The organism is Desulfurispora sp., assembly GCF_052744395.1.
In genome coordinates this window covers 1-23,874 of sequence record NZ_JBRAJI010000036.1, presented here as the reverse complement: position 1 = coordinate 23,874, position 23,874 = coordinate 1, and the positions used below count along the sequence as shown (strand labels likewise).

At 55.2% G+C, this 23,874-nt stretch carries 20 protein-coding genes; 8 read left to right on the top strand and 12 right to left on the bottom strand.

All coding sequences use genetic code 11. The annotated features are described in order from the left end of the window. Positions 1-154: 154 nt before the first annotated feature. The 11 genes from ACUVTU_RS10035 to ACUVTU_RS09985 all read right to left on the bottom strand — a co-directional run bounded on the left by ACUVTU_RS10035 (position 155) and on the right by ACUVTU_RS09985 (position 13,886). Complete coding sequence (locus tag ACUVTU_RS10035) at positions 155-745, bottom strand: biotin transporter BioY (RefSeq protein ID WP_445889829.1); 591 nt, start codon at positions 743-745, stop codon at positions 155-157. 151 nt (positions 746-896) lie between these two features. Next, on the bottom strand, positions 897-1,910 hold the full coding sequence (locus ACUVTU_RS10030; protein ID WP_445889828.1) for a biotin--[acetyl-CoA-carboxylase] ligase: 1,014 nt from the start codon (positions 1,908-1,910) through the stop codon (positions 897-899). A 190-nt stretch (positions 1,911-2,100) separates the two neighbouring features. Then, entirely contained in the window at positions 2,101-3,000 is a 900-nt protein-coding gene (nadC, locus tag ACUVTU_RS10025) for a carboxylating nicotinate-nucleotide diphosphorylase (RefSeq protein ID WP_445889827.1), read from the bottom strand. Between the two features lie 96 nt (positions 3,001-3,096). Continuing rightward, on the bottom strand, positions 3,097-4,686 hold the full coding sequence (gene nadB / locus ACUVTU_RS10020) for an L-aspartate oxidase (RefSeq protein ID WP_445889826.1): 1,590 nt from the start codon (positions 4,684-4,686) through the stop codon (positions 3,097-3,099). 12 nt (positions 4,687-4,698) lie between these two features. Then, positions 4,699-5,616 carry a quinolinate synthase NadA gene (nadA, locus tag ACUVTU_RS10015; protein WP_445889825.1) on the bottom strand — a complete coding sequence of 306 codons (918 nt, stop codon included), beginning with the start codon at positions 5,614-5,616 and terminating at the stop codon, positions 4,699-4,701. A 351-nt stretch (positions 5,617-5,967) separates the two neighbouring features. Continuing rightward, complete coding sequence (locus tag ACUVTU_RS10010; RefSeq protein WP_445889824.1) at positions 5,968-8,751, bottom strand: 1,4-alpha-glucan branching protein domain-containing protein; 2,784 nt, start codon at positions 8,749-8,751, stop codon at positions 5,968-5,970. 18 nt (positions 8,752-8,769) lie between these two features. Further along, the gene (locus tag ACUVTU_RS10005) at positions 8,770-9,264 is read right to left on the bottom strand and encodes a DUF4912 domain-containing protein (protein WP_445889823.1); all 495 of its coding nucleotides are present in this window, start codon (positions 9,262-9,264) and stop codon (positions 8,770-8,772) included. A gap of 282 nt (positions 9,265-9,546) precedes the next feature. Further along, a complete protein-coding gene (locus tag ACUVTU_RS10000; RefSeq protein WP_445889822.1) occupies positions 9,547-10,005 on the bottom strand; it encodes a Fur family transcriptional regulator in 459 nt (152 codons plus the stop codon). Positions 10,006-10,095: 90 nt separating this feature from the next. Further along, entirely contained in the window at positions 10,096-11,421 is a 1,326-nt protein-coding gene (locus tag ACUVTU_RS09995; RefSeq protein ID WP_445889821.1) for a D-alanyl-D-alanine carboxypeptidase family protein, read from the bottom strand. 18 nt (positions 11,422-11,439) lie between these two features. Then, positions 11,440-13,398, bottom strand: a complete 1,959-nt coding sequence (feoB, locus tag ACUVTU_RS09990; RefSeq protein WP_445889820.1) for a ferrous iron transport protein B — start codon at positions 13,396-13,398, stop codon at positions 11,440-11,442. A gap of 167 nt (positions 13,399-13,565) precedes the next feature. Beyond that, positions 13,566-13,886: a FeoA family protein gene (locus tag ACUVTU_RS09985; protein WP_445889819.1), complete on the bottom strand. Its 321-nt coding sequence runs from the start codon at positions 13,884-13,886 to the stop codon at positions 13,566-13,568. A gap of 157 nt (positions 13,887-14,043) precedes the next feature. On the opposite strand from ACUVTU_RS09985, the gene ACUVTU_RS09980 reads away from it, so the two are divergent. Further along, positions 14,044-14,181: a hypothetical protein gene (locus ACUVTU_RS09980; RefSeq protein ID WP_445889818.1), complete on the top strand. Its 138-nt coding sequence runs from the start codon at positions 14,044-14,046 to the stop codon at positions 14,179-14,181. Position 14,182: 1 nt separating this feature from the next. Here the strand turns inward: ACUVTU_RS09980 and ACUVTU_RS09975 are convergent, their stop codons facing one another. Continuing rightward, the gene (locus tag ACUVTU_RS09975) at positions 14,183-15,445 is read right to left on the bottom strand and encodes a glycosyl hydrolase family 18 protein (protein WP_445889817.1); all 1,263 of its coding nucleotides are present in this window, start codon (positions 15,443-15,445) and stop codon (positions 14,183-14,185) included. Between the two features lie 257 nt (positions 15,446-15,702). On the opposite strand from ACUVTU_RS09975, the gene ACUVTU_RS09970 reads away from it, so the two are divergent. The 7 genes from ACUVTU_RS09970 (at position 15,703) to ACUVTU_RS09940 (ending at position 23,761) form a co-directional block, all read left to right on the top strand. Continuing rightward, on the top strand, positions 15,703-16,893 hold the full coding sequence (locus tag ACUVTU_RS09970) for an MFS transporter (protein ID WP_445889816.1): 1,191 nt from the start codon (positions 15,703-15,705) through the stop codon (positions 16,891-16,893). Further along, entirely contained in the window at positions 16,883-18,193 is a 1,311-nt protein-coding gene (locus ACUVTU_RS09965; RefSeq protein WP_445889836.1) for a polysaccharide deacetylase family protein, read from the top strand. The genes ACUVTU_RS09970 and ACUVTU_RS09965 overlap by 11 nt, the downstream gene beginning before the upstream one ends. A gap of 280 nt (positions 18,194-18,473) precedes the next feature. After that, the gene (locus tag ACUVTU_RS09960) at positions 18,474-19,994 is read left to right on the top strand and encodes a class I adenylate-forming enzyme family protein (protein WP_445889815.1); all 1,521 of its coding nucleotides are present in this window, start codon (positions 18,474-18,476) and stop codon (positions 19,992-19,994) included. 78 nt (positions 19,995-20,072) lie between these two features. Beyond that, complete coding sequence (locus tag ACUVTU_RS09955; protein ID WP_445889814.1) at positions 20,073-20,840, top strand: polysaccharide deacetylase family protein; 768 nt, start codon at positions 20,073-20,075, stop codon at positions 20,838-20,840. 326 nt (positions 20,841-21,166) lie between these two features. Further along, complete coding sequence (locus ACUVTU_RS09950; protein WP_445889813.1) at positions 21,167-22,654, top strand: IS1634 family transposase; 1,488 nt, start codon at positions 21,167-21,169, stop codon at positions 22,652-22,654. 49 nt (positions 22,655-22,703) lie between these two features. After that, positions 22,704-23,309 (top strand): CBS domain-containing protein, encoded by a 606-nt coding sequence (locus ACUVTU_RS09945; protein ID WP_445889812.1) that lies wholly within the window; start codon positions 22,704-22,706, stop codon positions 23,307-23,309. Positions 23,310-23,410: 101 nt separating this feature from the next. After that, positions 23,411-23,761 carry a YlbF family regulator gene (locus ACUVTU_RS09940; protein ID WP_445889811.1) on the top strand — a complete coding sequence of 117 codons (351 nt, stop codon included), beginning with the start codon at positions 23,411-23,413 and terminating at the stop codon, positions 23,759-23,761. Positions 23,762-23,874 lie beyond the last annotated feature (113 nt).

Genomic DNA, 23,874 nt, shown 5'->3' with positions numbered 1-23,874 from the left:
GCGCCATCCTCACCTGTTAACATGATTCAGATATATTTTTCAACATATACAGGATATACAGGCATTTTAGCAAAACTGGTGAGACATGGCAACAAACAAAAATGCCCCTGTTCCCGCATCTATGCAGAAACAGTGGCATCTCTACAGAGAATATTTATTTCGGTCCCGGACTGTCCGTAGCGGCCGGGGAAACGGCATCTTTAAGACGCTGCCGCACCTGCCTGGCCAGCACGGCGGCTGCCAGCGCCTTGATCAGGTCGGGGATGATAAACGGCAGCAAGCCAATCTGCAATACTTTGGGCACAGGCATACTCTGGCCCAAATAAAAATTCATGATCACGTAGAGATAAGGTAATCCGCAAAGATATATGACCACCAGGCCGGCCAGGGAAGCCAGCGCATAACGCCAGTATGAATCGTTTTCTTCTTGCTTCAGCAAGATCCCGGTAGTCCAGGCAGCGGCAATAAACCCCAGCAAAAAGCCAAAAGTGGGCGACAGTACATATAGAGGACCGCCAAATGGAGGCTTGGCAAAAACAGGCAGACCGATAAGGCCCATCAGCACATACAGCGCCATGCTCAGTGCTCCCAACCGGCTGCCCAGGATCCCTCCGGCCAGCAGAACCACAAAAGGCAACAGGCTGAAGGGTACAATGGCGCTGCCAAAACGCACCAGCATAGCCGCCACCACCGCCAGCGCGGCAAACAAAGCGGTCAGGGTTATTTCCCGGGTAGTCAGTTTCATCGTTGGCGCCGGCCCGCTGCCACGCGGTCAACTGCCGGCTTACACCTCCCGATGTTTGAGATTAAATGTAAACCGTTATAGCTGTTAATGTTTACATAATACCCGCACCAAAGCTACCCGTTTCCCGGCTGTTCTGGCCGGCCAAGGGTTTTTATGGTGCAACCTGCGAGAACAGAGGCGGTAAATTGTCGGCCAGAGTCACCTCCCCGGCCCAGAAAGTCCTGCATACACCCTGCCGGTCTTCCACAACCAGTTCGCCCTGGCTGCCTACATCAACAGCCACTCCGGCAAACTGCTCGCGCACAGTGCTCACCACTACCTGCCGGCCCAGCGTCAGACAGTGCTGTTTCCACTCGGCCAGTATATCCTCCAGTCCGTCTTTCATCCACCGCGCCACCAGTTCTTCCATCTGTTCCAGGTAGCACTGCAGCAGCCGGCACCGGCTGTACTCCCGCCCTCCCCCGGCCAGGAGGGAGGTTGCCCGGTCACGCAACTCGGCGGGAAAATGATCGGGCTGGATGTTAACATTTAGCCCCATACCAATAATAATGTAATTCACCTTTTCTATCTCGGCACTCATTTCCGTAAGAATGCCACAAACCTTCCTCCCCTCCAGCAGCAGGTCGTTGGGCCATTTTATTTGCACATCCAGACCAGTCACCTGCCGGATGGCCCGGCGTACAGCCACCGCGCAGAGCAGGGTCACCGGCGCCACCTCGGATGGCAACAACGGTGGACGAATAATCAGCGAACACCAAACACCGCCTCCCGCAGGGGAAAACCAGCCTCGGGCCAGCCGCCCCCGGCCGCCCGTCTGTTCCTCACCCACCACCAGCGTACCGTCCGGCGCACCACGCCCGGCCAGTTCCCGGGCTACTGCATTTGTAGATTCCACCCGGTTGAAATAATGCACTTCCCGCCCGTAAACCGCAGTTTTGAGGCCCCAGGCAATTTCTTCCGGGTACAGGCGGTCCGGTACCGTTAGCAACCTGTAACCGTGATGAGGCAGAGCTTCAATCTCATACCCGGCCGCCCGCAAAGACTGGACATGCTTCCAGACTGCTGCTCTGGTTACTCCCAGACTCTTGCAAACCTGCTCACTGGAAACATACTCGGGACTCCGCGTCCGCAGGAGTCCGAGCAGATGACTCTTCAAGTTGTCCACATCGTTTCACCACTGACTGCCCAATTCTTCTTGCAAAAAACCTGCCGCGCACCGCGGCATTGCTGAAAACAGCGCGCAAAATATAGCCCGCGGCTGTCGTAAACCATTATATTATTCTGGGTTTACATTACTTATATATTACCACAACCAGGCAAAAAATAACAAGCGGGGATTTTCCCCGCCAGACCAATCAATTTTCCTGTCCATACCCCGACCAGGGCTTGAGCTCACCCACATCCAGGCTGATATCCAGCGCCCGCGCCGAATGAGTCAGACTGCCGCAGGAAATCAAATCCACCCCGGTGCGGGCAATATCCTGAATATTGTTCTCATTAACCCCGCCGGAAGCTTCCAGCACGGCCCGGCCAGCCACCAGCTGCACCGCCCGGGCCATGGTATCCAGATCCATGTTATCCAGCATGATGATATCCGCCCCGGCGGCCAGAGCTTCTTCCACTCCAGCCAGAGTCTCCACTTCCACCTCGATCTTCATAGAGTGGGGCACCCGGGACCGGGCTAGCTGCACTGCCTGGCCAATACCTCCGGCAACTTTGATATGGTTATCTTTAATCAAGACAGCATCGTAAAGCCCAAAACGATGGTTGGTACCTCCACCTACTCTTACAGCATATTTTTCCAGAACCCGCAATCCCGGTGTGGTCTTGCGGGTATCGGTCAGCCTGGCTCCCGTACCTTCTAGCAGACTTGCTAATTTGTTTGTGTATGTGGCAATGCCGGAGAGGCGCTGCAGAAAATTCAAGGCTACCCTTTCCCCGGTCAGAATCACCCGGGCATCTCCCTCCACCCTGGCCAGCAGGCGACCGGGTTTTACCCTTTCCCCTTCCCTGGCCCGGGGCTGAAAAGAGATATCTCGGCCCAAACGCTTGAATACAGCCGCCGCCACCGGCAATCCGGCCACCACACCCATTTCTTTGGCCCGAATAAAACCAATCGTATTATACCCCGCCGGAACAATGCTTTCGGTAGTAACATCGCCCGTGCCAATATCTTCCCGCAGAGCTTGTTCCACAATTTTGGCCAACAATAACGGGTCGACAATCAAGAAATAGGCCCCCTTTGTCTTCTGCATATTTTGCTGCCCTTTTTTTGTATTAAGCTTTATTTTATCCAGAATAAACCTGTATTACAAGTATTAAAGCCGGGCCCAAAGCCCGGCCGGCTACTGTCAGCAGCGACGCAAAATGATGTGTTTGCACCAGACATCCTGCGACTGCGGATAGTCCTGCCGGTAATGCCCGCCCCGGCTTTCGGTACGGAGCAAAGCGGCCTGGGCCACCAGCTGGCCCACCAGCAGCATGTTCATCACTTCCGCCGCCTGCTCATCAGCAACCGCATAACGACCGACATAATCCATTTGGTGCAAGTGGCTGAGAGCTTTTTGTAAACCGCTTTCCGTACGCACCGGACCGGCATACTGCCCCATCAGTGTCTGCAACTCCCGGCGAATCTGTTGATAATCAATGGTGCTATCGGGAGATTGCAAGCGATCAAACACAAATTCCGGCCGCTCCCGGTTATTTTCAGCGAGCTCCTTCTGGCAGCACTGCACTATTCGATAACCAAACACCAGGCCATCCAGTAAAGAGTTGGAGGCCAGACGATTGGCCCCGTGCACACCCAGACAGGCGGTCTCACCACAGGCGTACAGTCGGCCAATACTGGTCTGGCCAAAATAGTTGGTTTTGATCCCACCCATCATATAGTGAGCCGCCGGAGCAACCGGAATAGGATCACGGGTGATGTCCAGCCCGTAGCCGGCACAGGTGCGGCTAATATTGGGAAAACGCTCCCTGACCAGATCGGGAGGCAGGTGTGAAAGGTCCAGAAAAACTTTTTCGGAAGCTGTGCTGGCCATTTCGGACAGTATGGCCCGCACCACTACATCGCGCGGTGCCAGCTCTCCCAGAGAGTGATAGCGGGGCATAAAACGATCCCCGTAGCGGTTGCGCAGGTAGGCCCCTTCGCCCCGCACGGCTTCGGAAATCAAAAATGGAGGTGCACCGGGCAGGGACAGCACGGTGGGATGGAACTGGATAAATTCCATGTCCATGACCTCGGCTCCGGCCCGGTAGGCCAGAGCAATGCCGTCACCCGTTGCTACGGAAGGGTTGGTGCTGTGCTTGTATATCTGACCGAGCCCACCGGTGGCCAGCACTACCGCCGCTCCATAAAATGCTACCAGCTCCCTGCTCTGGTTGTTCATGACCAGTACACCGTAGCAGGTATTTTCCCGCACCAATAAATCAACTGCCGTATGATTTTCCAGTACAGTAACATTCCGGTCGCTTTTCACCACCTGAGTAAGGGCCCGCTGGATTTCTGCCCCGGTGGCATCACCGTGCGCGTGCAAGATCCGCCGCCGGCTGTGCGCCCCCTCCCGGGTCAGGGCCAGGCGACCATTCACCCGGTCAAAGCGGGCCCCCAGCTCGATTAACTCCCGGACCCGCCGGGGTCCTTCATTGACCAGTATGCACACAGCATCCCGGTCGCACAATCCGGCACCGGCCAGCAGTGTGTCCTGGTAATGCAACTCCGGAGAGTCATTATCACCCAGCACTGCCGCGATCCCGCCCTGAGCCTTGTCAGTATTGCTGTCCACCATCGTATGTTTGGTCAAAAGCAGCACCCGGTATCCCTTCCGGCTGGCGCAGTACGCAGTATACAACCCGGCTATACCGCTGCCCACCACGATCAACTGGACCTGATCATGCGGCAACTGCCGGGTATCAAAATTAACAATATATGGATAATACACCCCAAATCCTCCTTACTGGATCGCCAGCATCCGATCCAGGGTCCTGAGAGCAGCCTGTCTGGTATGCTCGGGCACAGTAACCTGCGGCGTCATGGTTAAAAGGGCCCGGTATACTTTTTCCAGGGTGATCTTTTTCATATTGGGGCAGACCAATTTTTCCGATGCCAGATAAAATGATTTGCCCGGGCAACGTTTATGAAACTGGTGCAATATGCCCTGCTCGGTACACACCAGGAACTCTTTAGCATCACTGGCTTCGGCGTAGCGCAGCATACCGGTGGTGCTGGCTACCACATCGGCCAGTTCCACCACTTCGGGCCGGCATTCGGGGTGGACCAGCACCAGCGCCCGGGGATGTTTTTCCCGGGCTGCCAGCACATCCTCTCTGGTCAGCCGCTGGTGGGTGTTGCAATAGCCCTCCCAGACGGTAATGTTGGAGCGACCCGACTGTTTGGCCACATAGTTCCCCAGGTTTTGATCGGGAACAAACAGTATCGGCGTATCGGCCGGAATGGAATCGATCACCTTGACGGCATTGGCCGAAGTGCAGGCAATGTCGCAGAGCGCTTTTACCTCGGCGCTGGTGTTGACATAGCAGACCACCACCGCCTCCGGCATGGTCATCTTTTTCCTCTCCAGAGCAACCGCATCCACCATGTCGGCCATCGGACAGCCGGCATGCAGGTCGGGCAGCAACACGGTCTTATCCGGTGATAAAATATAGGCACTTTCCGCCATGAAATGCACACCACAAAATACAATCACCCTGGCATCTGTGGTGGCGGCCCGGCGGGAGAGTTCCAGCGAATCACCCACAAAGTCGGCAATATCCTGCACTTCGGGGCGCTGATAGACGTGACTGAGTATGATCGCCTCGCGCTCTTCCTTCAAACGCCTGATTTGGTTCACGAGTTGCTGCTGCTCCAACACTTTTGCTATCTCCCTTCCCGGCCAGCTTTGTGAGTACAATAAGTTAATATTTCGACAAACTCATGAAATTATTCTAACTACCGGGCAATAGGCTTGTCAAGCAACCTTGCGCGGGAGGAGCGAGACAGCAAATACCTAACAAAAAAGCCGCCTGCGGGCCCAAAGACCCGGGACGGCATAACGGCAACAGCAACTCTTAAGTCAACAGCACCAGAATTACTGCAGCCAGCAGAAGCAAAAACAGCAATCCGACCAGCAACCCCACAATCCAGGAGGTAGATTTACCCTGTTTTAAGCTTTCCACAAAATCAGCCATGTTTTTTTCACCACCTCGCGTTTTTGTAGACCATACTATGCATGGCCCACCCCAAGGGTGCCTGACCGGTTGCCGCATACTCTTTCATATACGGCACAGGTCTGCCGGGCAATTTGCAGCCAGTTGTAATGGTACTTTACCTTTTTGAGCGCCTGGAATCGAAAATCTTCCGCCAGTTCCGAACGATTCAACAGTTCCCCGATATAGCGGGCCAGCAGGCGGGCATCCCCCGGCGGTACTTTGTAACCGTCCACACCGTGCTGGACTATTTCGGCCAGCCCCCCGGTATCGGCAATCACGACGGGAACGCCGGCTGCCATGGCTTCCAGGGCTACAATGCCGAAAGGTTCGTATAAGCTGGGAAACACCGCCACCTGGGCGCTGGCCAGCAAAATATTCCGCCCTAGATCGTTGACAAAACCGACAAATTCCACCCTGTCGGCCACCTGGCATTGCGTGACCAGCTCCTTGAGCGCCTGCTCGTAAGGACCTCGTCCGGCCAGCAAGAGATGAACGTGGGGAAACCCGGACTTGAGCAGAGCCAGCGCCTGAATCAACACCTGGGCCCCCTTCTCCGGCACCAATCGCCCCAGAAATACCAACCGGCCCGGTACTCTCTCCACTTCTCCCCGCAATTTTTCATCCAGTTGCACACTGGCCACGTTCACCCCGTTGGGGATGACCTCTATCCTGTCCCGCCCTATCTGGAAAAGCTCGGCTACCTCCGTCGCCATGTATGCACTGCAGCAAATCACCCGGCCAGCCAAGTGGGTGAGCTCTCTTTCCTGCTGGTGAATATAACGCTGCACATCATTATGCAGGCCGTTGTTGCGGCCATGCTCAGTAGCATGAATGGTCACCAGCAGCGGCAGCCCGCTGGAAGCGACAATCTGGGCCGCTGCCTCCTTGACCAGCCAGTCATGAGCATGCACCAGATCAAAGCGATACTTTCTGGTTAAAACCCCGGCCAGCTCCAGCATGCCCCGATTGAGCTGGCCCAGCCAGGTCATAAAATCGCTCGCCGTCAGTTTGTGCTGGGCAACGCGATGAATATATAGATTCCCCTGCTGTTCGCACTCTGGCGCCCGGCCAGCCGGACAGGTAAGCACATGCACTTCCACACCCAGCTCCACCAGCGCCCGGGAGAGATCGTGCACATGTCTGGCCAGACCACCCACCGTGCGAGGCGGAAATTCCCAGGACAGCATGAGCACCCGCAGCGCAGGGCCACCATTCCCCCGGTTACCGGCCAGCTCCCCTCCCAGCAGGCGGTAATCCAGCCAGGGGAAAATATTATTGGTTTTGGCCAGCTCATCCAACCAGGCTTCATCCAGCCTGCCCCGGTCCAACTGATCCAGCAGGCAGAACAAATTATCGATATGCTGCCTGAACCGGCGGGTGGCATATTCTACAGTGGTGTTTTGCTTCATGATGAATGCCCAGTCACTGCTCTGGGCTAACAGCAGTTCCCGACAGGCCTGGTTTAAGGCCCGCCATTGCTGCGGCGCCGGAGAAGTATATTCCCGGCAGGTTTCCACCAGCCTTCTCTCCGCCCGGTGCTGGTAGCGGTAAATCCAGTCGTTACTGCTATTGAGCCAGACATAGTTGTATCCGCCTTCGCCCCAGCTGGAGGCCGACATGCGCACAGTCTGATTTTCCGGATGCAGGGATAAATACTGGGAGGGGGTAACCAGTTCCAGATCGGGATATTGCTCCGCCTGTTCCAGCACCTCCCGGATCCACCACGGACCCTCAAACCACCAGTGTCCAAAAAGCTCGGTATCATAAGGAGCTACCACCAGCGGGGGGCGCTCCATGTAGGAAGCCAGCCGTTCGGCCTGTTTGCAGCGGGCCTGCAAAAATTCCCGGGCATGCTGTTTAACCAGCGTCCGCGCCAGTTCCGGCCGGTAGACCTCTTTTTCCTCCCCCCGGCCGGTAATGGCATGATACTTGAAGCCCGTATCCACCCGGATTCGGTTACCGGGCAACCAGGGTGCCAGGTAATCCAGATCCAGCTCATAACCGATATCGCGATAGAATTCCCTGTATAGCGGGTGCCCGGGAAAACCGCCCCGCCGCTCCCAGACCTGACTGGTACTGTCCGGGTCGCGACCAAAAACCTTTAGTCCCCCAGGCAGAGTGACTGGAGCATGAATTCCGTAACGGGGCCGGGGCAGGGAGCTTAGCACGCCGTGCGTATCCACAAAAGTGTAATTTACCCCTTCCTCGCGCAGGATGGTTTCCAATCCCGGCAGGTAACCACACTCGGGCAGCCAGATGCCCGCCGCCGGCCGGCCAAAATGGCGGGCAAACTCCTTAAGCCCGATCCGCACCTGCGCCCTCTGCACTTCCCGGCTTTTCATGAGCGGCAAAAAGCCGTGTGTGGCACAGGAGGTAAATAACTCCAGATAACCAAGCTCGGCCAGTCTCTTGAATGCCGGCAGCAGATTACCATCGCAGAACAAAAAGTACCTGCGAATCTCGGTGAGTTGCTGCAGGTACATGGAGGCAACGGGATAGAATTCGGTATTTTTTGTCCGCTGGCATTCCATCCGGGCCAGGTCGAGGCTCTTTTCCAACATCCGGGCTATCTTGCTCTGCAGCAGTTCGTCACTGAGCATGGCCAGCAGGGGAGGGGATAGCGATACGGCCAGGCGAAACTTTTTACCCGAAGCCACCAGTTCTTCTAATTGCATAAGCAGGGGTATATAACACTCCCGGACCGCTTCATATAGCCAGCGCTCTTCCAGGGATAGCCCGGGCTCCAGAGTCCGCACAAAGGGCAGGTGGCTGTGCAAAACCAGCATGAGGTAGGCCATTTTCTTCCCTCCCGCAGATCAGCCGGCCAGTATGCCGGTGTAAAAATACATCCCCCCCAGCGCATCGACCGTACTCCAGGCCGGCACGGCGGGTTGCGCCGGGTGGGAGAGATACTTTTTCTCTCCCACAAAGGCACCCGCCGGCGGTCGCACCGGCTGGCCAGCCAGCAGCCCGGCCAGCCACTCCCCGTAAGCCACCGGTGCCGGAGGGGTGGCTACGGGCTCGGAACGCAACAGAGCCAAATACAGATCTTCCTCCCGGATGCCAATTTCGCAATAGTAAACAGCAGCGGGAGCAAGGTTGTGAAAATACCAGTCCGTGGTACCGGGGGGCAACTCCTGTTCCACCAGCAGGCAACTGCCGGCACCCTCAACCCGGTAAAGCCGCAGCAGCAGCCTGTCCCCGGGTTTCAACCGGCCCGCCAGAGAGGGGCCCAGCTCCCAGTATGTAAAAACTGTTCCCGGTCCCTGAAACATGGTTTCCATACAACTGATAAAACGCCCTGATGACATGGACAACACCCCTTGTAGCTCTTTTTCTGGAGTTAAACCAGGCCTTCACCCCAAAACCGACTCTAAATGTGTATGCTACAGAGCTGTCATTAATACCAGGGCAAATGCCAATTATATCCACCATAACCACATTATATAGTAAAAGTGGATAACAGGTATTAAATTTCCTTTAACGTTGCTTAATTTTTCATTACATTGGATCAAATCGCACCGCTTTTTATACCGACAACATGATGTGATATTTTTCACATATTGTCACAATGAAAAAACCCTGCCCTAATCTCAGGGTTTTTTCTTTTTCTGACAATCGCGGCAAAGTCCGAAGACCTTCAACTGGTGATCGTCAATTTGAAAGTCATATTTTGATGAAATTTTGTGTTCCAGGTGCTCCAGCAAATCTTCATCTACTTCCATTATTTTTCCACACCTGGTACAGATCAGATGGTGGTGATGGTGTCCGTCGTCAGCCGGGTCAACCAGCTCATAGCGCTTGCGTCCGTCACCGAAATCCATACCGTGAATAATGTCATGTTCACTAAACAGCTCCAGTGTCCGGTACACGGTAGCCAGCCCTGTTTCAGGTGCGCGCAATTTGACCAGATTGTAAACTTCCTCGGCACTCAGGTGTTTATCCTTGTTTTCCAGCATCACCCGCAAGACATGCTCCCGGCGTGGTGTCAGCTTACAATCACCGGCCTGGAGTTTTTTGGCAAAATGAGCGAGCAGGCTGCTGTCGGACACAGTCATCACCCCGGGGCACATCTTTATTTCAGTATAATTTATGCCAATTTTGCTGTCAATGATAAAGAAACTATGTTCACTATAAAATTGCTATTTTAATCGTATAGCAGCCGCCCGGCGCCGGGCCCAGCGCCGCCTTCTATGGTAGCGCCGGATCTGCCACACGACGCAGCACAGCAGGCCGAGCAGCACCGCTCCGGCCAGCAGAAAGCGCTTGCCCCACCAGAAAGCCGGCACATCCACCCCTACCAGCAGAGGTACCTGGCCAATTTTACTGCCGTCCAGGTAAATTTCCACCCGACCCACAGTCTGTCCGGCCGCCAGGGGAGCCCTGAGCTGCGGCTCCAGAACCAGACGGGTGGTGACTCGACTGGCTGCCCCCTTTTTTTGCAAATAATAGAAATCATCACCCGCCAGAACCGGCCATCGTTCTTCCACGGCCCCGGGCAACTTCACCTCGTCCAGCTGCTGCCCCTTTTCCAGCCCTTTCACCCGGATAAAATTACTAAAACCATAATTCAGCATTCTGATGGTATCCAGGTAAAAATCCGGAGCGCTATCCTTGAGCACCACCGTGAGAAGTTCGGTTTCGCCCCGGCGTACTGCTGCCACCAGACAATTGCCGGCCGCACTGGTATAACCGGTTTTTACCCCGGTGGCCCCGGGGTAAAAATATCGGGAACCGGGCCAGAGCAGCTTGTTGTGATTGACAAAGTGCTCCTGGGGAATGCCCCGTACCGGCTCCGGCAGCCAGCGCCGGAAGTGATACTGGTAGGTACCGGCAATCCGGCGAAAGCGCTCCTCCTGCATGGCCTGCCGGGCAATGAGAGCCAAATCGGCCGCCGTGACATAGTGGTTGGGATCGGGCAAACCGTTGGGATTGGCAAAATGTGAGTTTTTCGCTCCCAGAGCGGCGGCTTCCCGGTTCATCATATCCACAAAATCCGGCACCGAACCGGCCACATGCCGGGCGATGGCCTGCGCTGCATCGTTGTCCGAACTGAGCATGAGAGCGTAAAGCAGATCCTCCAGCCTGACCTGTTCGCCCACCTGCAAGCCCACGGAACTACCTTCGCAGCCCACATCTTCCGGCTCAATGGTCACCCGATCATCCAACCGGCCGTGTTTGATCGCCAGCCAGGCGGTGAGGATTTTGGTGGTGCTGGCCGGGTAAAGGCGCTCCTGCGCGTTCCGGGCATAGAGAACCTGACCGGTAGCCAGGTCGATCAGAATAGCCCCCTGCGCAGCAACAGCCGGCTCCTCCGGTTGGGCCAGCACCGGTTGAGCGCAAAATAAACAGATTATTCCCCATAGCAGTACCGGCACCAGGGCATGCCGCCGGAACTTTTTCCCGGTGCCGGCATCGGTCTCTCCGCTGATCCTCCTCCACTCCCCCCGCAGTATATTCACAAGCATACTTATTTAACACCGCTCCTAAAATTCCTTCCTGCTGCCCGCACCTGTCCCGAACAGGGCCGGCCCGACCAGCAACAGCAGCAGAACCGCACTGGCCATCCAGAAAGCCGTGCCCGGAAACAGGTCCTGTAAAATTTCCAACCCCCGGGTGATGATACCGCCGCTGCCGAAAGCCAGTCCTATTACGGCCAACCACATCAGCGTTCCTTCCCGCCCGCCTCTTTCTTTGAAAATAACCATGGCCGATGCTATACAAGGCACAAAGAGGGTCAGGGTGACCAGGGCCACGAATTGCTGCAGCGCGGATAGCTTCAGATGCAAAATGCCGGCTGTTCCAAAATCGCGCCGGATGAAGCCCATGATAAAGGCGCTGGCTGTTTCCGGCGGCAGATGCAGCCAGCTGACGGTTACCGGCTGCAGCATCCGGTGTAAAAATGCCAGCCAGCCCGATACTTTTAATATGCCCAGCAGCAGCGCACCGCCCATGAAAATCGGCACAGCTTCCCGCATGAAATCCCGCGTTCTCTGCCATGTTTTAGTACCCACATTGGCCGGGCGCGGCCAGCGCAAGAGCGGCAGGTCCACCCAGAGGGGCTGGCTCTGGCCCGGCAATACCCTGGCCAAAAGGCGACCGGCTGCGGTAAGTATGCTCAGCACAATAAGGATATAAAGCACCAGATAGGCCGGCCCCAGCCCGGACAGAACCGCGGCGACAAAGGCCAGCTGCGCCGAACAGGGAACCGCCAGTACCAGCAAAAATATGGCAATGCGCCTTTCCCTTTCCCCCGGCAATAAGCGGGTGGTAATAGCCGCCATGGTCACACAACCAAACCCCAGCACCAGGGGAATGATGGCCAGCCCGTTCAACCCCAGCCCGGCCATGGCCCGGTCCATCAAAATAGCGATACGGGGCAGATATCCGCTGTCCTCCAGCAAGGCCAGCGCCAAAAAAAAACCAACCACCAGCGGTAGCAACAGCCCCAGCAGGTATGTCACAGCCATGGTCAGAAGGCCGAATTCACCGCCCAAAATCTCTCCCGGTACCGAAGCCGGGCTAACCAACTGAGCTAGAAACTGACGTATTACCGGCTGGTAATACTGCTCCATCAGTACACCCTCGGTATAATCCACAATGTGCCCGGCAAAAACCACTCCCACCAGGTAATAAAGAGCCGCCAGCACAAGTATTAGAAAAGGTATCCCCGTTACCGGATGGATCAGCCAGTGACCCAGGCGATCCGCTGCTGTTTTTTGCCCGCCAGGCCGCCCGCGCAATTGGCCGACAACTTCATTAACCCGGCGCCGCCTCTCCAGATATAACCGGTCCCGGCCGCCCCGCTCCGGTAGTCCCATCCGCCCGGCGGCGCTATCGTCTTCTTCCAGCCAGAGCAGCGCTTCCAGGCGGGAAACCCGGTATTTGCCCATCACTTCCTCCAGCCTGTCCTCCAGTTCTTGCGGCGCTCGGCCAGCCCGGGCCGCGGACAGCGCCTCTAAAACATCCCTCACTCCCCGCTTTTCCACCGCCACGGCCGGTACCACGGGTACACCCAGCAACCCGGCCAGAGCACGGTGATCGACTTCCACCTGCCTGGCCGCCGCTTCATCTACCATATTCAAAACCACCACCAGGGGCAACCCGGCATCGATCAGCTGCAGGGTTAAAAACAAATCCCTTTCCAGATGCAACGCCGAGATCACATTGATCACCAGATCGGCGCCGGCCACCGCTTCCCGGGTCACCCTTTCCGCTGCTGTAAAAGAGGACAAACCGTAGACGCCCGGCGTATCCAGCAACAGGTCCTGTCCCAGCGCCCGGTAAACCACATCCACCGTTGTGCCGGGAAAATTGCTCACATCAACATATGTACCGGTCAGGGCATTGAACAGCGCTGTCTTGCCCACATTGGGATTGCCCACCAGCACAATACAGCGCCCCTGCAAACCCAATCCTTCTTTGACCTTCCGGCAGATATGCATATCCTCACCCTGCATTCAGCTAAATTAATCCCGTAAGACCAGAATATGTCATAACCGTAATGATTACAACCGCACCTTTGCCGTTTGGCACCGGTGCAGTTTAGTTTGGTAACGACAAAAAGGAAAAAGCCCGACCTGCCGGCGGGCTGCATAGCGCTATTGAGTCGTCATGATATAATATTCAGCAAGTTGGTGAATATCCGGGACTTCCAACCAGTCTTGCGGGCTTTGGAGCACTGGCTGCACTTGCCCTGTCCCTCCTGCTCCGGCAGGCATTTCACTTTAATTTTCCTGGCCAGGTGCCGGCCAATGGCTATCTCCTGGTTGGAACGGGCAATCACAACAGGCCCGGCCGGTACAATTTCCTGACAGGTAACCACAGCCCCTTCCGCAATCCCGAAGCGAATGGCCTGAGCCCGCATCTGTTCGTTTTCAATGGCAGCAATCTGTACTGCCTGGCCTCTTTTCACCCGATCCAGCGTGGTCATATTTACCCTCCTGAAAAGGATAACCGTTTTCATTAACCATTATAGTGCGCTTGAGAATAAAAATCAATTCCTTTTTGGTGAGGTTTAAAAAGTTATTCTGTGCTAATAATATTTACATCAATACTAATACACTATGGTTATTCAGGAGGGATCAAACATGTGCCAGATTGATGCCAAAGGCATGCAGGTAGCCGAGCTTACCGGTGAACAATTGAAAACTCTCCAGCAGGCTGAACAAAGCATCAATACGGGTGCCACCAAAGAAATCTATCTACTGGCAGTCAGCCGCCCGTAAGTTAGCGCAAACCGGCCGCTACTGTCTGCCAGAACTGGGCATCCGTATATCCCAGACGCCAGACGGCAATTCCACCCAGGTTGTAACTGCTGAGCAGTTTCAGCTTAATCGCCAGGCTGTACTTGTTTTCAAACCACACCTGGTGTTTTACTCCTCCCTGCCAGTAAACCAGATGGGGTACGGAGTATTGCTCACTCCATTGTGGCTGCGCGGTTCTGGCGATCAGAGCGGGCATGTCTTTCCATTTGACCGCCCGACCCACTCTTTGCTCCGGCCAGTCATACCCGTAACAGCCTATACCCAGAAGGACTTTTTGTGCCGGGATCACCGCCGTGGCATAATCCAGGACCGACACCACCCAGGGCAGGGAGGCTACCGGTCCTGGAGCCCCCCCCCACCAGTGCTGGTCGTAGGTCATGATAGCCAGATAATCAGCCAGTTGGCCCAGAGCGGCATAGTCATAGGCGCCCGACCAGCTATTGTACGGGTTGTCAGCACTCTTGGCCGGCACGGACAGGGTCAGCAACCGGCCCTCTCCCGCCAGGCGCCCGGCCAGTTCCCGGACAAAGGTGGTATATACCTGGCGCCCCCGAGGTGGAATTCCTTCAAAATCAATGTTTACACCGGCCAGGCTGTATTTGTTCACCACATAAACAATTTCCCGCACCAGAGTCTGCCGGGAACGGGGGTTTTCCAGAACCCTCAAGATAAAGTCACCGGCAAATCCCCCATTCATGAAGTTGTGCACCAGCAGCTGCATCCCCACATTCTTCTGCCGGGACAGTTTTAGCGCATCGGCCGAAGGCACTCCCTGCAAATAACCGTTTTCATTCACCCAGCAATCAAAGGTGGCAATCTGGTCAATATAACCGGCATATGTAGCCAAATCCTGATAAGATGCTTGATCACCCGGATAGTCAGTTGTATAGTATCCCAGCACCAGACGTTTGTTTTTCGGAGCAACCGCGGATGTACCAAAAAGTATGGACCATTCGGCCTGAGCCACCCGGCCGTCGACCGGCAGGCCATATTTCTTTTCCAGATTCTGCACGGCACCACGGGTGATACTGCCATAGTAGCCGGTAATCAGCTGAGCCGGAAACAGCCCCTGGCGCGCCAGCGCCTGCTGCAAATAAGCCACCTGTGTACCCCTGTCCCCCGGTTTTAAGGGACCGCTGAACAGGGTGGAGGCCCGGGCCGTACCGCTCATAATCATAACCAACCAGCAAGCCAGCAGAACAACGAAGCCACATCTTCTTGTCATGACAATCCTCCCGGTGACAGTATTCGACACAAAAGATCATATCAATTTTTGTCGCCGGAGGACAGGCACAATATTTGCCATCATATTGCAACACACTGCCACAAACAAACAAGTTGCCACCAGACCGGGAAAATGTCCTGGCAGGACATACTGAATATTTAGCCGGACGTTCAGGAATTATGGATCAAAGCTGACGGATCAACTATAATTTATTTTGGGTACAAAACTCCCAGGAATTTTGTTCATCAGGTGCGCGCATGTATAAGCTGCTTGTACTGGCTCTGTTTCTGCTGGAAACGGTCCGCAGCGCGGTTTTTTTCAGTTACCTGCCTGCGCTGGCGGCTCAGCAAAACTATCACCTGATGGTGGCGGGTGGTGCCACCGCCGCTCATTATTTTGCCGAAACAGCCGGCAAAATAATAGCCGGCCGGTTAATTGACCGCCACGGTCCCGCGTTGATCACTGCCGGTATGTTCTGCACCACCTGTCTTTTTTATCCGATCTGGGAAACCCCTTCTCCAGGCCTGCTGATTGCCCTGGCTCTGGCCAGCGGGATCGCCGTGTCATTTACCTGGCCGGGAATCATCAGCCAGGTGGCCCCTGTGGGACACCCCCGGCGGGCTTCCCGCATGGGTCTGGTTTTTGCCGCCTGGATGGGGGGCAACGGTGCCGGGCTGGTAGGACTGAATTTCTGGCTGGACTACCTGCCTGCTGCTGCGCTGGCCGGGTTGACCGTGCTTTTAATCCTGGCCACCATCTGCTGCTGGTATTACCACAAAAGAGCCTGCCAGCAACCAATTGTTTGGCCATCCCATGACCGGGACCCGAACCACCTGTTGGCAACAGTACAACAGATGCTGGGGCAGGATTTCTTTGTCCGTTTCATCCTGCCCGGCATGTTTACCCAGATCCTCACCGCCGGGATGCTGCTGCCAGTCCTGCCGGTGTATGCTCGGGTCAGCTGGCGAATGACCGGAGCAGAATATTCCTGGCTGGTCATTTGCGGCGGTGCTGCCGCCATCCTGGCCCTGTACCCTTTCGGCTGCCTGGCCGACCGGACAGGACCCCGCCACCAGCTGAGCACCGGTTTTGTGGCCACGGCCCTGGTGCTTTTAACCCTGCGAACAGCTCAAGATATTCGAACTATATTTGCTCTGGCAGTTCTGCTGGGCCTGTCCTATGCCGCTATTTTACCGGCCTGGAACAACCTGCTGGCCCGTCTGATACCACCCGAGCAGCAGGCCACCGGCTGGGGAGTCTTTGCCACCGTGGAGGGTCTGGGACTTTCTCTGGGAAATCTCGTGGGCGCCCTCACAGCACGTTATTTCACCCCATCCTTCACTCTGCTAGCAGCAGCGTTCCTGCTGGCTGCGGTGGGAACAGTATACTTTTGCACACTGACATCCGCGTTGAATACAGAAGGTGAATCCGGTGAGCATGAACATTGACCCGGCTACAATTTGCTTCTTTCTGGCCGCCCTGATCATTCTGTACACCATTGTACCCACCCTGCTGACCCGCCTGGGCATGTTCTGCCGGCGTAGGGGCGAAGCATCCTGCCCCCGGGTGGCCATAACCTTTGATGACGGTCCCCACCCCGTCTTCACCGAGCAGTTGCTGGACGTTCTGGAACAAGAACGGGTACCCGCCTGTTTTTTCGTACTGGGTGAACGGGCCCGCCGTTTCCCGCATCTGATCAGGCGCATGCACAAAAGCGGGCATGAAATCGGTATACACAGCTACCGCCATCAGCTGCCGTGGTTACTCGGGCCGCACCATGTAGTCAGCGATCTACACCTGACCAGCCGGACCATTGAAGAAATCACCGGGCAAAAGCCCCGTTACTTCCGCCCCCCCTGGGGAATTTGCAATTTGATGCACCTGTGTTACTGTTACGCCAGGAATATCAGACTGGTCCTGTGGTCATTCATGAGCTGGGACTGGCTGAGGAACACCTCGGCCGATAAAATTTATCATCTGGTTTTACGGCAGATCCAGCCCGGTCATGTTTTAATCTTCCATGACAGCGACCATACCTGCGGGGCCGCTCCCGGCGCCCCCCAGCACACCATTGACGCGCTGCCCAGGATTATCCGACAACTCCGGGAAAGGGGCTGGCAGATTGTGCCTCTCTCCGAACTGCTGCAGACCAGACCCAGGCGCATCTGGCTGGATCTGTGGGAAAAATTGTTCGCCCGTTTGGCCCGCATCCAAAGGCTCTCGGACAACGGCCGCCCCACGGTTTTTCGCCTGGCCCTGCGCCGCTACCGCGGGCGCCCGCTGTTACTGCCGGACGGCACCACCCTCACCAGCCGGCAACCTGTCCTGGAACTGCATTTGGATAACGATTACCTGCAGGAACTCACAGCCGGCGCCGGCAGTACGGAAAGAATCGCCCTGCGCACCCTGCGGGCCGTACAGAGGAGCCTGCCGGCTTTAGCGCGTCATATTGAACAATGCCCGGAACTGAGCCAGGTGCGCGCCCTGGTGGGCATCACCATACTGCACCGGGGAGCAGAAAAACTGGGATTCGGTGTATACCCGCTCACCAGCGGGTGGCTGAGCCGGGTAATCACCTGGTACCAGAGAACACTGCTGCGCCTCTGGCATCCGGCAGGCCAAGCGCGCATAGAAAACCAGCAGACCAGGCTGGAAGCCCGCCTGCTGGTTATGAGCACGGCCACATTGCGTAAGCTCTACGGCCGGAGAACGGTTTCCCGGGAGGGGAATTTATTTAACGCTCAGTAGTATAAATATTAACAAACCCAGTGATGAGAAAGTCAGAAAGAGAAACAACAGCATAAACACCGGATCAACTTTCAGCCGGCCTATCCTGATACCGCCACCCGGGCTCCTGTCCCGCTTTGCCGTTTTTTGTTCGTTGGACATAAACCATCTCACCTCTCCTCCGCTGCCGTCAGGACAACATTTTATTATTGCTGCAAGGCAGGATTTTTAACTATTAAAGCGAATTTTAAGACAATAGTTCTTGACTGCACCATCCACCACCCCGGGAGGTGTTTACCATATGAATCTGCCTGTACGACTGGCCGAAATAGCCCGCACTTTTCCTGCCCATCAGGCTATTGTCTACCGGGATCAAATAATAACATACCAGCAACTGGATGAGCTGGTCAACCAGCTGGCCGGCGGCCTGCGCAAACTAGGCCTCAGACCCGGTCACAGGGTACTGGTAGCACTGGGAAACAGCCCGGAATTTGTGATCTCCTATTATGCCATCCTGCGCCTGGGTGCGATTATTGTACCGGTCAATCCCCAGTATACAGCCAATGAGCTGGGGGTAATCATGCGCGACGCCCTGCCGGCGGCGGTGATCTGCGACCCGCTGGCTGCACCCGTCCTGAACAAGCTGACCCAGGAAATACCTGTAAATTATGGCCTGATTGTCACCCGTTCCAACCCGGTGGGCCCCAAAATGCATTCCTTCAAGCGTGTTATGGAAGCCGGTACCGACAGATACTTCAGCCCGGGCAACTTTCACCGGGACGATGTAGCAGAAATATTGTATACGGCCGGTGGAACGGGAACTCCCAAGGGAGCCATGCTCACCCATCACAACCTGTTCAGCAACGCCCAGACCTTTGCCCAGTTGTGCCGAACGACTGAACAGGACCGGGCACTGCTCATCGCGCCGGTTTACCATTCTGCTGCCCAGACCTGCATTATGAACAGCAGTTTGATCTGCGGAGCCACGCTGGTTATTCACGACCAGTGGGCCGGACCCCAACCGCTGCTGGAAACTGTGGAAAAAGAGAGAATTACCATTTACTTCGGACCGCCCACCATGTATGCTCTGCTGGTGGAATACGAACCACCCCGCACCTACGATACATCTTCCTGGCGCATTGCCTTCACCGGGGCAGCTGCGCTGCCGGTGGAAGTTTTCCACAAGTTTGCTGCCAGATTTGGTTTTGAAATTACGGAAGGGTATGGTTTGAGCGAGACCTCGCCCGTGGTCACCAGCAACCCGGTCTTTGGTTTAAAGAAGCCCGGCTCCATTGGACTGCCTATACCGGGAGTGGAAGTAAAAATTGTGGATTACGAAGACCGGGAAGTACCGGTGGGGCAGGTGGGCGAAATCATTGTCCGTGGCCCCAATGTGATGGCCGGTTATTACAACCGGGAGGAAGAAACCCGCTGGGCCCTGCGCAACGGCTGGTTCCACACCGGTGACCTGGCCTATATGGACCAGGACGGATACCTGTTTATAGTTGATCGCAAAAAAGACCTGATCATCCGGGGTGGCCTGAACATCCACCCCCGGGAAGTGGAAGAAGTGCTGTACACCCACCCCGCCATCTTTGAAGCAGCCGTGGTGGGCGTACCCGACCCGATCATGGGCGAAGAAGTGCTGGCCTTTATCCTCACCCGGGACGGCCGGCGCCTGGATGAAGAAGAACTGCGCGGTTTCTGCGCAGAAAAGCTGGCCAGGTACAAGATACCCCGCTATTTCCGCTTTGTGGAAAACCTGCCCAAGACCACTTCCGGCAAGCTGCTCAAGGGCGAGTTGCGCAAAATGACTGATTGACCGGTCAACCTGCTACCAGCATTTTAAAACAAAATGATGGTCAGCAGGTTTTTTTGTAACCAGGGAGGGAATAACAGCATGAAAAAAATATGGGCAGCCCCTCTCATCGCCCTGTTCCTGCTGCTGTCAGCCACCACCCTGCTGCCGGAAACCCGATGGGCCCAGATATGGGAAAAGGCCCGCAGCACCTGGAACTATCATGCCCTGCCGCTATATTTTGCCGCCTACACCCCGCCGGTGCGCGCTGCCGCCACCACGGAAAAGATTGTCGCCCTGACTTTTGACGACGGACCGGATCCCCGTTATACCCTGTCTATTTTACGCATCCTGGATGAATATCATGTCCCGGCCACCTTTTTTGTCATCGGCCAGTCCGTCCGGGAATACCCGGAACTGACCCGCCTGATTTTTGAGCGGGGGCATGCTCTGGCCAATCACACCTTCACCCATCCCGGTGTAGAAACGCTTACTCTGCCGGAGTACAATCAGCAACTTTCCCGCACCAACCAGTTACTGCAGCAAATCAGCGGTTTGCAAGCGGTTTATTATCGCCCGCCCCGGGGAATTGTCACCGCCGAAGGCATGGAAGCAGCCCGGCAGCAGGGACTGCAAACAGTGCTGTGGACGGTTTGCCTGGAAAACAGGAATTGCCCCACACCGGCTGACATGGTTAGACGGGCGGTAGCCAGAACCGGGCCGGGAGCCATTATTCTGGTTCATGACGGCCGCCTGGACAGGCGAAAGTCTGTAGAGGCCCTGCCCATGCTGCTTCAAACCTTGCAACAAAAAGGTTATTCCTTTGTCACACTGGACTATTTGCTTCAACAGCAGCCTGAGAATATGTAAGAATATTATGAATATTGGAATTATAGCCCAGAGACTTGTACATTATTGCACAAATACTATGGTTGTATTATAATCCATATTAACAGCGGTATCTGCATAACAATATTGCACTTGGCTCATTTGTTCTAGGCTTGTGATATATTTAACTTCCATCAGGGAAGTCGACGGCTGAATTTGTCATTCCAGGCTGGTGACAAAATCTAAATCAAAACCCCCTGAATCCAAAGCCCTGTAGTGACAGGTCCGGCGCAGCAATGGCCGGTGATATGTACTAGTAATCATTATCACATGTAGTGTCAACACTATCAAGGGTGGTGACTGGGACGATGTTTTTCCGTAAAATTACCAGCAAAAGCAACGGCAAAGAATACACCTATGTCAAGCTAATTGAGAACTACCGGGAGGGCAACAAGGTTAAACAGAGGGTCATCGCCAATCTGGGGAACATTGAGGAACTGACACCCGAAAAAGTTCAGGGGCTGATCAGCGGGCTGGCCAAAATATGCGGCTTGCCGGAAGGGCTGGACAGCGCCCTGGTCACCCAGCGTGTACTGGAATTCGGCAACGTGCTGGCCATCCACAAGATCTGGCAGATACTGCAAATTACCGAACATATCCAAAAGTGCTCCGGTGCACTGCCCCATACTCCCCTGCTGGCAGAAATACTGACCATCCATCAGCTAGTGAAAAAGCACAATATGCGCCGGATTACCGAATGGTACGAACAACTTTACCTGCCCCATCTGGAAAATACCAGCATCAGTCCAGACCAGTTTTCCCGCACCCTGACCAACCTGGCCACCATTAAGGAAGAACTAGAAAAAGCCCTTTTTCAAGTTGTACAAAAATTCTGCCCGGACCATGATCAGATTATTTTCTGCCATCTCACCCGCGGTTACCTGGAGCAATCGCCTTCCGGCAATGGGCGGCCGGGTGGCTCGGGTCGCCCCTTCATCGCCACTCCGCTGGAACGGCGCCAGGTGGATCTGGCCCTGCTGGTCAACCAAAGCGGTCTGCCCTTTGGCCACCGCATGTTTTTGGGGCACCTGGCCGACGGTGAAACGGTTCCCCGCCGCATATCAGAAATCAAAGGTCAGTATCAGATTAAGAATTGTGTTTTTGTGGGCGATCAGCAGATCATTACGGAAGAAAACCTGCAATTGTTGCAAGCTTACGGCCAGGAGTACATTGTGGGCATGCCGGTACGCTTTAATCATGAGGCTACCGCTCTGACCCAGCATTTTTATGCGCCAGCCACCGCCTTCACCAGATTGCATGACAATCTGCTTTACCGGGAAGTGGTTTGGCGAGGTCACCGGTATCTCATCTGCCTGGCTCCTCTGCAGGCGGCCGGCAAGGCCAAGCGCCTGGAGAGCAGGTTACTGGAGGTGGAAAAAGAGCTGGCCTTAAGCGGCAAGTTTTTAATCAAAACCAATTGTCACTACTTGAGTGCCGGACAGATTATCGCCGCCTATCAGGACTACACCCTGGCCCGGGAGGAATTCCGCCTGATCAAGAAGCACGAACAGAGCACAGGCATTAACTCCGAAAGCCAGCTCCGCGGCTATGTATTTGTTTGCGTGCTCGCTTACCTGATCAAAAAAACTCTGGAGAAAATCCTCTCCCGGGGCGGGCTGGAAATCAGCCCGGAACACGCTCTGGAATTGTTGGAGGATATCAAACTCACCGTCAATATCTGCCAGAATGAGGAGCTGCGCTATATTACACCGCCCAACAGCCTGCAGGAGGATATCCTATCGCTGCTGGGAATAAAACAATTGCCCCGCCGCCTGGAAAAGAATGCGCTGTTGTAATGGCGCCGGTGTGAATCAATTTACCAAAACAAACCAAGGAGGGATTGCTATGCAAAACATGTTTACCGAACGCCAGGTCAGGGATCTGATGGTCAATGTAGAGCAGTACCCCGCCGTTACCTCTGACGCCACCTTCCGGGAAGTGGCCGCTGCTCTCAAGCGCTCCTGCCCGCAAGCTGGCGGCGATGTCCAGACCAGGGCGGTGCTGGTTTACGAAAACAATCTGCTGACCGGTCTGGTCAGTCTGGAAGATCTGATGCGGGCCATCGAACCGCAGTACTTGAAAGGTGGCACCTACCGGGGCTGGACGGTTGATGCAGCCTGGGCCATTCCGGTGTTCTGGGAAGGGCTCTTTACCGAGCGCTGCCTGGACGCGGCCGAACGCAGGGTCAGAGAAATCATGCGCCCGGTGGACTTTTGCGTTAACGCCGATGATCCGCTGATCAAGGCGGTTTACGGTATGGGTAAGTATCAAACCAACATTTTGCCGGTTGTGGAGGAAGAACGGGTAATCGGCATGATCCGCAGCATTGAAATTTTTCAGGAAATCACCAGCATCATCCTCGCTGACGAATCCAAAGTATACGAAATGGAGCGTTTGTTCACAGCCAGGCAAAGCAGTATCGGGGTACCCAAAACAGCGCAACACAGGTAACTTGTTCCACACGGCGGCTTACCGGCCGCCTTTTTATTGTCTGGACCAATGCAGGATTTTATGTCAGAGCGGAGAAAATAAGATTTCAGGAGGTGAATTGGTTGGCAACCATTGAAGATGCTCTTAATCTCTGCAAGGAACTGGGCAGGATTATCGCTTCCACCGAGGAGTTCAAGCTGAAGAAGCAGTGCGAAAAGGCCCTGCTGCATGACGAGGAAGCCAGAAAGCTGATGGAAGAAGCGCAAATTCTGCGGCAAAAATACCAGAAAATGCAGCTGGCGGGCTATGTGATGACCGAGGAGGATAAAAAGGCTCTGGAAGCGGCCGAGCTCAAGGCGCTGAACAATCCCATCGCCCGGCAGGCGGCAGTGGCGCATGAAGCGTTTCACAATATGATGCAACAGATTTCCGAGCAAATTAAAAAAGGGATCAAAGAATTCGACAGGGATTAAATGTTTACCGGCAGCCCGAGACCCGGGCTGCCGGTATTTTTATACGGCAATCTGGACTAGTGTTGATTGTCAACAGAATTGACCCACTATGTGCAAATAAAATTGATCCACAG